The sequence below is a fragment of the Erwinia sp. S43 genome (genome assembly GCF_016624745.1).
In the GTDB taxonomy this organism is placed as follows: domain Bacteria; phylum Pseudomonadota; class Gammaproteobacteria; order Enterobacterales; family Enterobacteriaceae; genus Erwinia; species Erwinia coffeiphila.
On record NZ_JACVTX010000004.1, the window covers coordinates 215,384 to 229,535 of the forward strand.

13 protein-coding genes are annotated in these 14,152 nt (G+C 54.8%); 5 read left to right on the forward strand and 8 right to left on the reverse strand.

The genetic code is table 11. The features are described from left to right. The first annotated feature begins 27 nt into the window (after positions 1-27). Together IBT47_RS07290 and IBT47_RS07295 are read left to right on the forward strand one after the other, a co-directional pair. A complete protein-coding gene (locus tag IBT47_RS07290; protein WP_200559955.1) occupies positions 28-1,599 on the forward strand; it encodes a cobalamin adenosyltransferase in 1,572 nt (523 codons plus the stop codon). Next, positions 1,596-1,871: a YkgJ family cysteine cluster protein gene (locus IBT47_RS07295; protein ID WP_200559956.1), complete on the forward strand. Its 276-nt coding sequence runs from the start codon at positions 1,596-1,598 to the stop codon at positions 1,869-1,871. The genes IBT47_RS07290 and IBT47_RS07295 overlap by 4 nt, the downstream gene beginning before the upstream one ends. Before the next feature lie 21 nt (positions 1,872-1,892). Here IBT47_RS07295 and IBT47_RS07300 read toward each other — a convergent pair whose 3' ends face one another. From IBT47_RS07300 to IBT47_RS07335, 8 genes are all read right to left on the reverse strand, one after another. Further along, positions 1,893-2,195, reverse strand: a complete 303-nt coding sequence (locus IBT47_RS07300) for a cupin domain-containing protein (RefSeq protein WP_264546812.1) — start codon at positions 2,193-2,195, stop codon at positions 1,893-1,895. Between the two features lie 139 nt (positions 2,196-2,334). Further along, a complete protein-coding gene (locus tag IBT47_RS07305) occupies positions 2,335-3,264 on the reverse strand; it encodes an ROK family protein (protein WP_200559957.1) in 930 nt (309 codons plus the stop codon). A gap of 101 nt (positions 3,265-3,365) precedes the next feature. Next, positions 3,366-4,544: a carbohydrate porin gene (locus IBT47_RS07310; protein ID WP_200545476.1), complete on the reverse strand. Its 1,179-nt coding sequence runs from the start codon at positions 4,542-4,544 to the stop codon at positions 3,366-3,368. Positions 4,545-4,626: 82 nt separating this feature from the next. Continuing rightward, complete coding sequence (locus IBT47_RS07315) at positions 4,627-6,537, reverse strand: transcription antiterminator (RefSeq protein ID WP_200559959.1); 1,911 nt, start codon at positions 6,535-6,537, stop codon at positions 4,627-4,629. Positions 6,538-6,546: 9 nt separating this feature from the next. Next, positions 6,547-9,180 (reverse strand): mannosylglycerate hydrolase, encoded by a 2,634-nt coding sequence (mngB, locus tag IBT47_RS07320; RefSeq protein ID WP_200559960.1) that lies wholly within the window; start codon positions 9,178-9,180, stop codon positions 6,547-6,549. Between the two features lie 27 nt (positions 9,181-9,207). Then, positions 9,208-10,314 (reverse strand): PTS fructose transporter subunit IIC, encoded by a 1,107-nt coding sequence (locus IBT47_RS07325; protein ID WP_200545473.1) that lies wholly within the window; start codon positions 10,312-10,314, stop codon positions 9,208-9,210. Positions 10,315-10,327: 13 nt separating this feature from the next. Next, on the reverse strand, positions 10,328-10,651 hold the full coding sequence (locus tag IBT47_RS07330; protein WP_105590900.1) for a PTS fructose transporter subunit IIB: 324 nt from the start codon (positions 10,649-10,651) through the stop codon (positions 10,328-10,330). Continuing rightward, complete coding sequence (locus IBT47_RS07335; protein ID WP_072046265.1) at positions 10,648-11,109, reverse strand: PTS sugar transporter subunit IIA; 462 nt, start codon at positions 11,107-11,109, stop codon at positions 10,648-10,650. Before IBT47_RS07335 ends, IBT47_RS07330 begins: the two co-directional genes overlap by 4 nt. Before the next feature lie 377 nt (positions 11,110-11,486). Here IBT47_RS07335 and IBT47_RS07340 point away from each other — a divergent pair, with 377 nt between their 5' ends. From IBT47_RS07340 to IBT47_RS07350, 3 genes are all read left to right on the forward strand, one after another. After that, positions 11,487-11,837, forward strand: coding sequence for a DUF1304 domain-containing protein (locus IBT47_RS07340; protein WP_105590898.1), 351 nt, complete (start codon positions 11,487-11,489; stop codon positions 11,835-11,837). Positions 11,838-11,924: 87 nt separating this feature from the next. Next, positions 11,925-12,470: a hypothetical protein gene (locus IBT47_RS07345; RefSeq protein WP_200559962.1), complete on the forward strand. Its 546-nt coding sequence runs from the start codon at positions 11,925-11,927 to the stop codon at positions 12,468-12,470. A gap of 306 nt (positions 12,471-12,776) precedes the next feature. Then, positions 12,777-14,066: an MFS transporter gene (locus IBT47_RS07350; protein ID WP_234471763.1), complete on the forward strand. Its 1,290-nt coding sequence runs from the start codon at positions 12,777-12,779 to the stop codon at positions 14,064-14,066. The last annotated feature ends 86 nt before the right edge of the window (positions 14,067-14,152 follow it).

Below are 14,152 nucleotides of genomic sequence, written 5' to 3' on the forward strand. Positions count from 1 at the left end.
GCCCGGATTGATAAGGGACTGAATGCCATGAGCACAACCGAATTCGACTGGGCCGAAGAACTGCATCAGACGGTGGTGAAAAGTCTGACCACGTCATTCGGGCTTGATTTTCTGTTGCTGAACGACCAGCAGGGTGGTGATGTTAACACCATTCACAATGCTCGCCAGGGTATCTATGCGACAGAGGCGGAGCGCCAGCGTTATGAACAACGCGGCGATTATGATTCACACCACTATCACCGCCACGAAAGTTATATCGCCACTAACCGAGAAGGTAAGCGCCAGCATGAAGCGGGCACGCTAACCGATACCTATACCGGTAAACAGTTTGCCCCCGAGGATGTCAAAAACCTCGACCATATTATTGCCGCTCACGAGATCCATCACGATGCGGGACGGATTCTTGCCGGGCAGGACGGTGCCGATCTGGCGAACGATGCCAGCAACCTGACCTTTACCAATGAATCGCTTAACAAGTCAAAAAAAGCGAAGACGATGGCGGATTTCGTTACGGTGCTGCAAAAACAGCATCAGGCGACCACGCAAGAGATTGCGGCACTGCGCAGTAAACCCGCCCTCAGCGAGCAGGAACAAAAACATCTTAGCAAGCTGGAAAATAAAGCTGCTGCCGATTTTGAACGAATGAAAGACGCTGACCGGCAGGCGCGGGAAAAATACGAAAGTACCGTCAACGAGGCCTATTACGGCAGCAGCAAATTTGCCAAAAACGTAGCCGGTGCCGCGCTGAACAATGGTCTGCGCATGGGTACCCGCCAGATGCTGGGACTGGTTCTGGCCGAAATCTGGTTTGAGTTTCGGGAACGCATTCCGGCGATGATTGATACCCATCGCCACGCCTTCAATGCCGGGAATTTACTCTCCGATATGGGCGACGCTCTGCGTGCCGTCTGGGCGCGGATACAGGCGAAATTCCATGTTTTTCTCACCACCTTTAAAGACGGTGCCATCGGCGGAGTGCTTTCAAGCGTAACCACCACGCTGTTGAATATCGTCTTTACCACGCAGCGATCGATAGTGCGGCTGATCCGTGAGATGTGGAACAGTCTGGTGCAGGCCTTCAAAGTCATGGTATTTAACCCCGAAGGGCTGCCGCCGGGGCAGTTGGCAAAAGCGGTCAGTAAGCTGCTTGCTGCCGGGCTGGCAGTTGTCGCCGGGGTCATCGTGAATGAAGCTTTGAACAAAATGTTTCTGTTTCCCTTCGGGCCCGAACTGGCCGCATTTTGCAGCGCGCTGGCTACCGGCCTGCTGACGCTGGTGATGAACTACTTCCTCGAACACAGTTCGATGATGAAGAAAGTGTGGGCGTTTCTGGACGCCTTCAAAGATAAGAGTCAGAAAGCGCTGGAATACTATCAGCGGGTGAATGCTGAACTGGACCGTTATCTGCTGGAACTGTCGGCTCTGGAGTTTGCCATTAATACCGCTGAATTAGCGGAGTTTTCCCGGCATCTGGCTGCGGTCAACGGCGAGGTTGAGCGTGGGCTGCTGCTGCAGGCTGAAGTGGAGCGGCGTAAGATTGAGCTGCCTTTCGAAGCTGGCAGTACCGCCTCGGTGCGCGACTGGTTAAACACGCTGTGACGCTGACGCCGGACTTTCCCTGTAACCAGTGCGGTGCCTGCTGCCGCCACGTTAACCGGGCCAGCGAAACACAGTTTCTCGATCGGGGTGACGGCATCTGCCGTCACTATCAGATGGGAACAAAACGCTGTGCGATTTATGCTACGCGTCCGCTCATTTGTCAGGTGGAAAAACAGTTTCTGCTGAATTATCAGCAGCAGTACAGCTGGCTGGAATTCATCGAGCTGAATCAGATCGCCTGCCGTATTCTGGAAAATATGGATAACGGCTAAGCTGTCGTTCGCTGACTCGCATTACTCCCTGTCTACCAGCAGCAACGTGCCATAGCTGCCCGGCGGCACCCGATGTGTTGCTCCTGCCGGGATCAGATAATAGTCGCCGGGGCTGAGCAAGACGGTCTTATCCCCGACGATAAGCGGCATTTCACCGTCGATAACCACCAGCAGTTCATCAAATTCGGCGTGGGATTCTTCAGGAATCCCCTCGCCGCCCATTTTGATCAGTTTGATATTGGCATTGCCGACGCTGCCGAGGAGGGTTGACCGCCAGACGGCGGGTAAATCTGCGGCCAGCGTTGCCAGGTTTCCGTGACTCACCGCGTGCTCCTTTTGCTAAGTAAAACGCTATCACTACCCTGTTTCTGTCCGAACGCAAATTCGTCATTGTTCTAAGCTATGCCGCCGCCGCGAGCGAGCAGCCAGCCGGTGAACCATTAACCGTCCGGCAAGAGAACCGTCAGCCTGCAAAAGAACGGTCATTCTGCGAGCGAATAGCCAGCCAGGCCGCGCCGCGCATACCGCTGCTGTCGCCGTGCTGCGCCACCACGATCGGAGTGAGGAACCGGTCGGTAAACACCCGCTCGCCGGTGGCTTCCGCCAGCCCCTCCAGCAGCAGCGGCTCATTCGACAGCCCGCCGCCGATCACAATGATGTTCGGATCGACGATATTAACGATCGTCGCCAGCAGCCGCGCCAGCTGACTTTTGAAGCGTGCTATCTGCTGTAACGCCTGCGGATCGCCCTGCTGCGCCAGCCGGATGATACCCGGGGCCGAGCGCTGCTCGCCGGTCAGCCGGAAGTAGCGCTCCGCCAGCCCGGTGCCGGAAACAAATGACTCCACGCAGTTCTGCCTGCCGCAGTAGCAGATCGCCAGCGGGCCATCCTGCTGTTCGGCGTAGTCCGGCAGGGTGATATGACCGCACTCCGCCGCGTTGCCCCACGCCCCGGTATATATCTGCTGCTTAACCGACATCCCGCCACCGCAGCCGGTGCCAAGGGTGATGCCGAATACCACCTCTGCGCCCTTTCCTGCTCCATCGCAGGCTTCCGACAGTGCAAAGCAGTTAGCATCGTTGGCAATCACCACCGCTGTATCCAGACGCTGCTCCAGATCGGTTTTCAGATCCTGGCCGTTAAGCACCAGAATATTGGAGTTTTTGATTTTGCCACTGGCGGGGGAAATACCGCCGGGTAGCGCAATACCCATCGATAATGACTGCTGGCTCTGTGTACGTATTTCCGCCACGAAATCGCACAGCTCATCAATAAATGCAGGATAGTCGATTTTTACCGTGGTGCGTCGGTAGCGGGCTATTTCCTCGCCCGTGGCATTCATCACCACCGCCGCCATTTTGGTGCCGCCAATATCCAGACCGAGATAATGCATAATGTCCCCTGCTGTGAAATACATTCCCGTGCGCCACCGTTATTCAGGCAGCAAGCGTCCTGCACTGATGAACAGCGCGCACGGGAAAACGGTTATTTTAATTAGAAGTGATATTTAAATCTTACACGAGCGCCATAGCGATCTTTATCATCACCCTGCTCGTTATCCATGCTCAGCCTGGACCAGTAGGCGCCTAAATAAACATCGAAGTTATCCATTTCCATCACGTTGCGAATGCGGTATGAGGCATGCACGGTGTGAATATCATATTTACCCAGAATAACCTCATCGGCATTAACGATGTCGGTATTAGCGAAATTAAATTTCTGCACGTCGTTTTTCGCGTAAATATAGCCCAGCTCAAAATCATGCCACAGGGCGTTGGTTCCGGCGCTGAAGTCTTTCTCGTCGGTGGCATCCAGATAGGCGGTGCTGAGGTTAAATACTACCCCATCGTCCGGATTAGATTTTTGCCCGTTCCAGCTGAAGGTGGCACCGTAGCCGTTGCGTTTTGACTGGTCGTTAAAGTTGCCGTTAGCATCATTGTAGCCGTAGGCATTGCTCACCACGTTGGTTTCCATGGCGATGGCGGCGGTGACGTCATTTACCGTATAGGCAACGATCGGACGCAGATAGATGACGTTCTTTTTATTTTCCAGCGCGTTGCCGTGATAGGCCTGATCCTGGAACAGTTTGGTGCCGTCGCTGGCGAAGGTGTTCAGCTCAAAGTAGAACGGCCCGCTCGTTTTGCTCAGCTGGATAGCGCCACCGGCGCTGCTGCGGCCACGGCCCTCTTTCATCATATAGATGTAGCCGAAGCCGTCGTCGTAGAGGTTGTTTGCCGTATTACCGGAATACTCAATCAGCGTATCCTGGTTAAGCGGGAACATATCGAAGGCTTCATAGCGCCCCACTTTCACCTTCCAGTCTTTTTCCTGACCGAAGAAGAAGGCGGCATCGTCAAGATTCATATTACCGGAGAGATCGGCCAGCGGCTGGACGGTGAATCCGGCAAACTTATTATTCGCCACGCTGCGATAGCCATCCACGCCGAGTAAAATACGGCCATTGACGTCCCAGCGTTCGGTATTTCCGGCATTCCAGTTATTGCCTGAATTAGTACGCAGCGAGGTTAACTGGCCGGTCTTACTCGCGGCATCCACGTTAAACTCCACGTCGCCATAAAACTTCAGGCTACCTTCCGGCGTATCCACGGTGATTGCAGAAAGAGCCGGAACGGAAAACAGGAATAGACTACAGAGATAATGATTAAATTTCATTATTAATTCCTTTCTTATTTTAATCGGATTGGGTTTTTATTATTTAATTTGCCATCAACATTTATGACTCTGCCTTTCTTTATTAGATGAAATACCTCCCGGATAAACACATGAAATCGGCAAAGGTGCCGGACGCGCTTAATTTATCGATAATGTCATCATCGAGAATATTGGTCAGATAGTCGTAAATAATCATACTATCGACAAAGGCGTCTTCACTGATTGCCAGCATGAACACTAATTTCACTACTTTCCCCGCATCCCATTCGATGCCCTGCGGGAATACCGCCACGGTCACCTGGGTGGTGGAGGCCACCAGCCCCATCGGGTGAGGAATAGCGATTTTATCCGCCAGCAGCGTGGAGGCATGGGCTTCACGCTCCGCCACCGACGGCAAGTAGCGGGCGTCCACCTTGCCGGTGGACTCCAGCCGACGGGCAAGAAACTCAATCAGCGAGTCCTTGTTATGTTCGGACTGCTCAAAAATAAAGAAATGCGCCGGAGAGAAATAGTTCATCACCGTATCCGCCGGGGAGCGATGATTGGTCAGGTAATATTTGATGTTCTCCAGCTGCCAGCGCTCCGGCAGCGCGGGCAGATTAATCACCTTTCGGTTTTTCTCCGCCACCGGCACCATGCTGATCACCACGTCCTCGGCGATGTTTTCCATCGCCTGATACTGCTGAACGGAGATCGGCTCGCCAATCGCCATATTGGGATACATGCGTACGATCCGCTGGCTGACGATCCGCGTAGAGGCCATGCCCTGATCGCTGACGATCAGCGCACTGACCGCGCTGCCCTGATGCTGATAGAGGGTATCCTCCAGCACCGCGCCAATGTGCATCACCAGATAACCGATTTCATCGTCGCTCAGCTTGCCGGTGAAAAAGTTATCCAGCTCGCTGAAGGCGGTCAGGGTCATTTCGTACATCAGCGGATAGTGGCGCTTAATCTGATCCAGCAGCGGGTTGATAATGGTGATGCCGTGATTCACCCGGGTGCGCATCGCCTTAATGTGATTCAGCAGGTTCTTTTTCGACTGCTCGTCGTAGCTGACGTCGCAGTACCAGACGGAACTGACGTAGCTTAAGAAATGGTTCATCACCGTCAGTTCCGCATCGTAGCAGCGATCCGGCAGATCGCTGTCGCCGCTAACCGAGCAGAAGGCCGACAGGTTCATCGCCATATAGTTAACTTCACCAGGCGGTACGCTGCCGGATTGCTCCGCCAGCAGCAGTTGCAGAACCTGGCGCGCAATGGGCTTCCACAGCGTGTCGCACTGGTTAAAATCGTAATCCAGCAGCCAGTTGCCGCCGCGTATTCTTTCCAACGCAATGCCGCAGCAGAGCGTAAAAGAACGCAGATTCACGTCGCTAAAGCGCAGCTGGTTATTCACCAGCAGCTGGCTTAGCGCATTTTTGATTTCGGAGAAGGCGCTTTCGCAGGCAAACAGCTCGCGGTAGTCGCTTTCGGTTTCCGTTGAGCGCAGCAGGTGATCGTAGATGCAGCGGCGGATATTCACTTCATCCCCGGCGATCCTTAATCGTTCGTTCCCCACCGCGTTCACCGCAATCTGATAGAAAGAGAAGTGGCGTTTCAGCAGCGCCACGTCGTTTTTCAGGCTGTAGATGCTGATAAACCAGTCCGACTCCAGCTCTTCCAGCGCCACGTATCCCTGCTGACGCAGCAGCAGCGCCATCAGCTGCTTTCTGCGATCCGCCGCGGATCGGGTCTGGTTGACCGGCCTGTCGGACTCTTCCAGCAGCGCGTGATAGCTGGCGGGGTCGTCGCATTTCACTTCAAACCCCGTTTTGCGATCGTATAAGAGACTGATGCCGTAGCGGGGGATAATATCGCTTAACTCTTTCAGATCGCTGCGAATGGTGCGCGTTGACACGTTCATCTCTTTGGCAAGAAACGCCTGCGTCGCCGGACCTTTGGCAATCTGCACGAAAATATCTCTGACCCGTTTATTGGTGAACAGTCTCATATTTCTCTCTTAATCCCTGGTGATATACAGCGTCTGGACATCGTTTTGTTGCAGCTGCTGGCGTACCGGCATCGGCGTACGTTCATCCAGCATCACTGGGCGAGCATTCGCCAGATCCGGCAGAGCGACGGCCTGCTCCAGGTTCGGGTTGTACAGCCTGACGATGTAGCCCTCTTCCTGTTCGGCGCATTTCACCGTACTGATCAGCGCATCGTTTTCGCCGTGCGGCAACGTCAGCAGACTGAGCGTTTCCGGGTAGTCGCGCACTTCATCGTTCAGGCAGAAGCGCAGACGCCCGTTGAGAAAATCGCTGTCCTGATACACCGGGAAGGTGGTCAGCAGCTGCTTCGACACCCTTGCGTGCTGCCCCTGGTTGAAGCTGCCGCTGTGGATGCGCCAGCCGAAACTGAACGAGAGCGATCCCAGCAGCTGAGCATCCGGCGTGGCAATCACCGACTCGCCGGAGGCGCGGCCCGGGCGGTACAGCAGGTTTTCTTTGCCCATATAGCCGAAGGTACGGAACAGCGTTACGGCGATGGTATCAAAGCCGTCACCGACGATTTCATACTCGCGCACGCCGTTGGTATGCAGGGTGAAACCGTGCTGGTCGTCGTGCAGGTTGACGTAGCTCTGCATCGGCTCGATAGCGATCGGCTTCTCGTGCCAGTTTTCCTCTTCCCACACCGCCAGCGCGTTGCTGAGCTGCACCGGCCGGGTGACGACGCCAAACAGCTGATCCGCGCAGGAGACATTGGCCAGAATATCCGTGGCGAAGTGTACGCACAGGCGATGACTCAGCACATCATTTTCCACGTCCACCCTGAAGCGGATCAGATCGTCATCCTGCAGGGTGACGGTCGCCGCCACTTTCATCGGTGAACTGGCAATACCCTGCGCTCGCTCTTCCAGGCTGGCAGGCACCGAGAGCAGATACTCAAGATGCAGCGTCTGGCGCAGATCGTCCTGCTGGCGGCTGGCCTGCACCAGCGCATTTTCCGAGGTGATGAACATGTCCTGACGCGGTGGCGAATAGTTGTAGGAGTCGCCGTCGTCGCCGTTTTCCACCAGCAGCATCTGCCGCTGATAGCGCTTGCCGCTGGCCTTGTGGGTAATCGCCAGCAGGCCGTTGCCCTCCACTTCAATGCGATAGGCTGCATTTTCAATCACCGTCCCGGCATCCACCTGGCGTGAGCTGATGCCGTCGGCGGCGAAATCCAGATGCCAGCGGGTGTAGCCCAGCGCCGGAAGATCGCGGGCGGCCACCGTCAGGCGGGTACGGAACACTTTTTCCGGGCGGTGATACGGTTTGCCCGGGTTCAGGCGGATGGTCTGATTCAGCACGTACTGGGTCAGATCTTCCTGTTCTTCAATCACGCACGGCAGCGCATTGCCGTCGGCATCCCGCAGGGTGAACGGCAGGCCGGGCAGCCACGCCTCGAAGGTGATCTGCTGCGTGACCGGGTTCGGCAGCGGGTTGAACACGGTAAAGCTGTAGTCGTGATCGCGCGGAATGCGGATGCTAATCTGCCGGGTGGCCGACTCCAGCAGATTGGTAGCCAGATCGCGCGCCTGCTTATAGCGGAAGGCGATATCGCGGTTGGTGTCGTCGCTGTTGCAGCCGCCGATGCTGTCGTGTGCGGCGTTATAAAACATCAGCTTCCAGATATCCGCCACGATGCGCGACGGATAGTCATGCCCCAGGCCGCGACCGATCGCCAGTACCGGTTCCAGGGTGTTGACCAGCAGCGCTTCCACTTCGTTATTCAGCAGCTTAAGGTCGGCGCGGCAGGAGAAGATGGTTTTGTGCACGCGGGAGTGTTTGCCCTCGGTCAGCTCACCCTGCAATACGCGAACTTCCCCGCCTGACTCGTTTTCCACCGCCTGCACAAACTCCAGCGGGCTGCTGATTTGGTAGTGGCGGGCACTGTCGCATTCATTGAACGAACGCACCAGCTCCGGCAGGTTTTCCCGCACCGGGGCCTGGTCAAAGCCGTGCGGATAAAGCAGATGCTGGCGCGTGCTGCGAGCTTCGATCGGTGCCATTTTTTCGTCGAGAAACGCCTTCATGGTCGCCGGCGTTTCGTCGATCAGGCCGCCGTAGTGGTAGCCCCACGGCATCTGCACGGCAAAGACCTTGTCGCCGTTATCACCCTGCCAGAGAAACTCGGTTTCATGCAGGGTGTTATCGGCAATGCCGCGCCAGAAAAGCGCGTGGCGGATGCCGAACTGGCGATAAATCTGCGGCATGTTGCCGCCCTGGCCAAAGCAGTCCGGCACGTAGCCGAGCGGCAGGCTGTGACCGGCCTCTGCGGCAATGCGCTGACCGTAATACAGGTTGCGCACTACGGACTCCTGATGGATCACCAACTGGTCGGTCTGGGTGTACCACGGGCCGGTAATCAGGCGCTGTTCGGCAATCAGATGATGCAGGCGGTCGCGATCTTCCGGTGCCCACTGCAGATAGCTCTCAATCAGCGAGCTTTGCGCATCCAGCAGGTAGCTGGGGAAATCCGGGTTATCTTCCAGCACGCGCAGCACATTTTTAATATGGCTGAACAGGTAAATACGCGAGCGCGAGGTGGTGAAGTACCACTCCTGGTCCCAGTGCGTGTGGGTATAAACATGTACGGTTTTCTTGTTCATTACGTCGTCCCTAAACCACTCGGGTCATTAATCAAATTTGATTTCGATACTGTCCGCAGCAAAGTCATCGGCCTGCGCGCTGCCCGTCGGTTCGTCGTTAAAGTTCACCAGCAGGTTGGCTCCGAAGGCGATAACCAGCGTGCCGACCAGCGCCCCGGCGAAGTAGGCCCAGGCGTTACCGACGGTAAACCCGCCGTACAGCCCGCCCAGCGGCGGCATAATCGGATAGGCTTTCAGCAGGGCCACGGTCATGGCACCGGCGATACCGGCAAAAACGTTAAGCGGGATCAGGCGTGCCGGATTTTTCAGCGTGAAGGGGATCGCCCCTTCGGAGATGCCGAGGATGCCCATAATCACCGAGCCGTTACCGGCCTCTTTCAGCGTCTGGCTGTAGTTGGCCGGGCGCAGGAAACGTGCGGCGGCATAGCCCAGCGGCGGGATAATAATTGCCACGTTGACCAGGATAGCGGGCAGATACACGCCGCTGAGGAACAGCACGTTCGCCGTACCCCACGCTGCTTTGTTCACCGGGCCGCCGAGGTCAAAGCAGATCATGCCGCCGAGCACCGCCGCCAACACCACGGTACTGGTGCCGTCTTTAGTCATTTCCTGCACCCAGGACATCAGCGAACTGTTCAGCCAGCTCAGGGCATCGCCCAGCAGCAGCAGCATCACCAGCACCTGCAGGCCAACGGTGATAAACGGCAGGATAATCAACGGCACCGAGGTCGCCGCCGAGCCGGTGATCCGCACCTTGCGTGCCACCCAGTCGGAGGAGTAGCCCGCCAGCAGGCCGCCGATTGCCGCGCCGAGGAAGCCGGAACCGGTGATGGAGGCGATCAGCCCGGCGGCAAAACCGGCCGCCAGCCCTTTTTTCCCGGCGATGGAATAGGCCACATAGGCACCGAGGATATAATTCATCAGCCCGATTATTTTGAAGCCTATTTCCTGAGTCTGATACAGCCAGTTTTTAATTCCCTGCACGTCGGCAAACTGATTAAGATCGGAAGCACCAAAGGCAATGCCGATAATTTTTGCTACGGCCACCATCAGTGAACCGGCAATAATCACCGGAAGGGCAAAGGAAATACCCGTCATCAGATGGTTCTTTATATCCACCATTATTTTTTTCATAGGATCACCAGAGTTATTTATTTTTACGTTCTTCAACGGCGGCGACGCATTTCTTAATGACTTCAGCGGCGTGGCTGACGCACTGTCCAATTTTTACCCGGATTATGACTTTCCCTTCAAAACGCTCCTCTTCTTCTATGGATCGATCGGCGGCAATCAGCACAAAATCGGCAGCGCTAATGTCCGCCGGGGAAAGCTTGTTCATCATGCCCATCGCACCCTGCTGTTCAACTTTGACGTTGTGGCCCAGCTTTGCGCCCTCTTTTTCCAGCGATTTTGCCGCCATTGGCGTATGGGCCAGGCCGGCGATGCAGGAAGTGACTCCAACAATATTCATGCGTCCTCCTCAATCACCACACGCGACTGCATGTAGTTGAACAGTTCATCTTCGCTTTTGGCATCAAACAGTTGCTGACGGAAGTCGTCCTCGACGATCTGGCTGGCCAGGCTGTTGATAATTTTCAGGTGCAGCAGCTGCGCACCGGATTCCGGCACGAACAGGCCGAAAACGATTTTTATCGGGCTGTCGTCCAGGCTTTCCCAGTCCAGCGCCTGCTGCAGGCGGATAAAGATCACCCCCGCCTCGGTCACGTTGACCGTTTTGGCATGCGGGATGGCAATCTGGCCTTCAAACCCGGTGGAATACTGATTTTCGCGGGTCCACAAATCCGCCTCTATTTTTTCTGCATCCGCCGCCCAGCCCCGCTCAACTGCCTGCTGCGACAGAAACTGAAATATCTCCCCCTTACTACTAAAATTCTTATTCAGAAAAATGTTCTCTCTGGCAATCAACATAATTGCGACGTCTCCACTTTTGTCTTCAGCATGTCCTGGCAACATAATAAGCGGATTAACGAAAGCGAAAAGAGAAGCGGTTTCCTCCGCCAGGGGGAAACCGCTTGTTATTGCGGATAATAAAATGAGACTTGCTTCTCAAAAGGTGGAATAACTGTGATGTGACGCTTATTTTTGACGGGGTAATTAGCGGAAATGAATAAGGGAATTTTGTGAGGTGGGTGATATTTATTTTGATTTTAGTCAGGCTATTTCACTCAGTTTAATAGGGTCATCGGTGAAAATATCGCCGTATCAAACCCAAGGAGTGCAACTTTGTGCAGCAGTGAACAAGGATTGCCTATACTTTTAGTACAACGCGCTGACCGGGACACGCCATGCTAGCCAATACGCTTATCGCCCTTGTGGCGGCAATACATATCTATATCCTGATCCTGGAGATGTTTCTGTGGGATACCCCAACCGGCCGCCGGGCGTTTAATCTGAGCGAGGAGTTTGCCCGCAGCACTCGCGTGCTGGCGGCGAATCAGGGACTGTACAACGGCTTTCTGGCCGCCGGTCTGCTGTGGGGGCTGTGGCTTGGCGAGGGCGGATTCCAGTTTAAGCTGTTTTTCCTCAGCTGCGTGATGATTGCCGGCATCTACGGGGCAGCCACCGCCAGCCGGAAGATCCTTTACGTGCAGTCGATTCCCGCTTTGATTGCGCTGGCGGCGTTGCTGTATGGTTAATGTTTTCCTCCTCTGGCTGGACGATCGTAGGCGCTAAAACTGCTCCCGCCTCTGTGGATAATTTGAATTTCAACAAGGAACCCTGAAATGCCACTCCCCGCCCGTATGAAACCCGTCCGAGCCAGCCGCATGAAAATTAAAGCGCTGGCCGAAAAAGCCGACGAGATCCTCACGATGATTGATACCGGTTCAGATGAAAATGACGAAACGTTAAATGCGTTTATTGCTGAGTGGAATAGCCAGGTTCCGAATCCGTATGCGTATTCAAATTTCAGGGATTTTTCGTCCTGGACCAGCGCAAAACAGTTCACCAAAATCGCCTTTAATCAGGAAAAATTCTATGAGGATTTAACCTGGGAAGAACTGGTGCAGCTCATTACATTTATTTATCAGGCGGAAGGTAGCGAAGCCGATGTGGACTTTGCACTGCGTCTTTTGGAGAAAAACTTTACGGCGAACCCCTCCGATCTGATGTTCTGGCCGAATGAGTGGTTTAAGGATGAGACGAATCTTCATATCAGTCTTTCCGCCGAGGAAATGGGCGGGTATTTGATGGCGGCATCCAATCGCTATGTTGCGGGCGCGCCGGAAATTGAACTGAAGTATTCGCTGCCGGTGGGGGGGTGGGACTAGCGGGGTTAGCCACCAATTACCCACCCGGCCCCCCAGGGCGCGTTCATCAATGCGCCCTTCCCTGCAATCCCACTTTCCGCATGTTACTTATCCATGTTCCAAACTTTCTAAGCGCTATCACAACTCTGTTTTAAATCCATCAACTGCGCTGTTTGTCGCGCATCCGTTGTGTCATGTTATTTACTGTTATCGGTAACAGTAAACGCTGCCTGCCGCTAAAAAGACCGTGGAATGCCTGAAGGTGATGTGTCTATGGGTAGCAATCCATCGTCGCTAAATAAACGTTATTTGATACCAGGATGCCCAATGAGTAAAAACGTCAAACTATCGCAAAAACGTTGGCTCTATTTAATGCCGATAATATTCATTACCTACAGTCTTGCCTATCTTGACCGCGCCAACTACGGTTTTGCCGCCGCGGCCGGTATTGATAAGGACCTGGGGATTACCAAGAATATTTCATCGCTGATAGGTGCCCTGTTCTTCCTCGGTTACTTCTTTTTTCAGGTTCCCGGCGCGGTTTATGCCGTAAAACGCAGCGTCCGCAAACTGGTGTTTGTCAGCCTGCTGCTGTGGGGAGCACTGGCTGCCGCCACCGGCCTGGTGGCGAATATTCCGATGCTGATGATTATCCGCTTTACGCTCGGCGTGGTGGAAGCGGCGGTGATGCCAGCGATGCTGATCTTTATCAGCAACTGGTTTACTAAAGGTGAGCGCTCGCGGGCCAATACGTTCCTGATACTCGGCAATCCGGTGACCGTGCTGTGGATGTCGATTCTCTCCGGCTATCTGATCCAGGCCTGGGGCTGGCGCGAGATGTTTATCATCGAAGGTATCCCGGCGGTTGCCTGGGCCTTTTTCTGGTGGTGGGCGGTGCGCGATAAGCCGTCACAGGTGTCGTGGCTGTCAGAGAGCGAGAAGCGTGATTTAGAACAGGCGATGGCCGCCGAACAGCAGGACATCAAGCCGGTAAAAAATTACCGCGAAGCCTTCACCTCGCGCAACGTGATTTGCCTGTGCCTGGTGCACGTCTTCTGGAGCATTGGCGTGTACGGTTTTATGATGTGGATGCCGTCGATTATTAAGGCAGGCGCCAATCGCGATATCGTCTCCGTTGGCTGGCTGGCCGCCGTGCCTTACCTGGCCGCGATCGTGCTGATGCTGATTGTCTCAACGCTGTCGGACAAAATTCAGAACCGCAAACTGTTTGTCTGGCCGCTGCTGCTGGTCGCGGGACTGGCCTTCACCGGTTCGTGGCTGCTGGGCAGTGATTCATTCTGGATCTCCTACGGGCTGTTAATTCTTGCTGCCGCCTGTATGTACGCACCTTACGGTCCGTTCTTTGCGCTGATCCCCGAACTGCTGCCAAAAAGCGTGGCCGGTGTATCAATGGGCCTGATCAACAGCTTTGGCGCGCTGGGTGCCTTTACCGGTGCCTGGCTGGTGGGATTACTGAACGGCCTGACCGGCAACCCGAGCCTGTCGTTTGTGCTGATGGCGGTATCACTGTTTGTTTCGGTGGCAATCATGTATTCGGTGCGTCCGCAGACAAAGCAGGATGGTAAGTCGGTAACCGCGATTGAGGCTAAGGCTTGATGATTTGAGCTTTGCGAAAAACGGTGTATCAGCACCGTTTTTTCCTTACGATAATCATAATTTTTCGTCAGGTTACTGTTGGTTAG

Bases quoted from the DNA above. Each gene is read 5' to 3' on its own strand.
- IBT47_RS07330 (WP_105590900.1), bottom strand. From the start codon at position 10,651: ATGAATATTGTTGGAGTCACTTCCTGCATCGCCGGCCTGGCCCATACG.
- IBT47_RS07350 (WP_234471763.1), top strand. From the start codon at position 12,777: ATGAGTAAAAACGTCAAACTATCGCAAAAACGTTGGCTCTATTTAATG.
- IBT47_RS07315 (WP_200559959.1), bottom strand. From the start codon at position 6,537: ATGAGACTGTTCACCAATAAACGGGTCAGAGATATTTTCGTGCAGATT.
- IBT47_RS07290 (WP_200559955.1), top strand. From the start codon at position 28: ATGAGCACAACCGAATTCGACTGGGCCGAAGAACTGCATCAGACGGTG.
- IBT47_RS07340 (WP_105590898.1), top strand. From the start codon at position 11,487: ATGCTAGCCAATACGCTTATCGCCCTTGTGGCGGCAATACATATCTAT.
- IBT47_RS07305 (WP_200559957.1), bottom strand. From the start codon at position 3,264: ATGCATTATCTCGGTCTGGATATTGGCGGCACCAAAATGGCGGCGGTG.
- IBT47_RS07310 (WP_200545476.1), bottom strand. From the start codon at position 4,544: ATGAAATTTAATCATTATCTCTGTAGTCTATTCCTGTTTTCCGTTCCG.
- IBT47_RS07335 (WP_072046265.1), bottom strand. From the start codon at position 11,109: ATGTTGATTGCCAGAGAGAACATTTTTCTGAATAAGAATTTTAGTAGT.
- IBT47_RS07345 (WP_200559962.1), top strand. From the start codon at position 11,925: ATGCCACTCCCCGCCCGTATGAAACCCGTCCGAGCCAGCCGCATGAAA.
- IBT47_RS07325 (WP_200545473.1), bottom strand. From the start codon at position 10,314: ATGAAAAAAATAATGGTGGATATAAAGAACCATCTGATGACGGGTATT.
- mngB (WP_200559960.1), bottom strand. From the start codon at position 9,180: ATGAACAAGAAAACCGTACATGTTTATACCCACACGCACTGGGACCAG.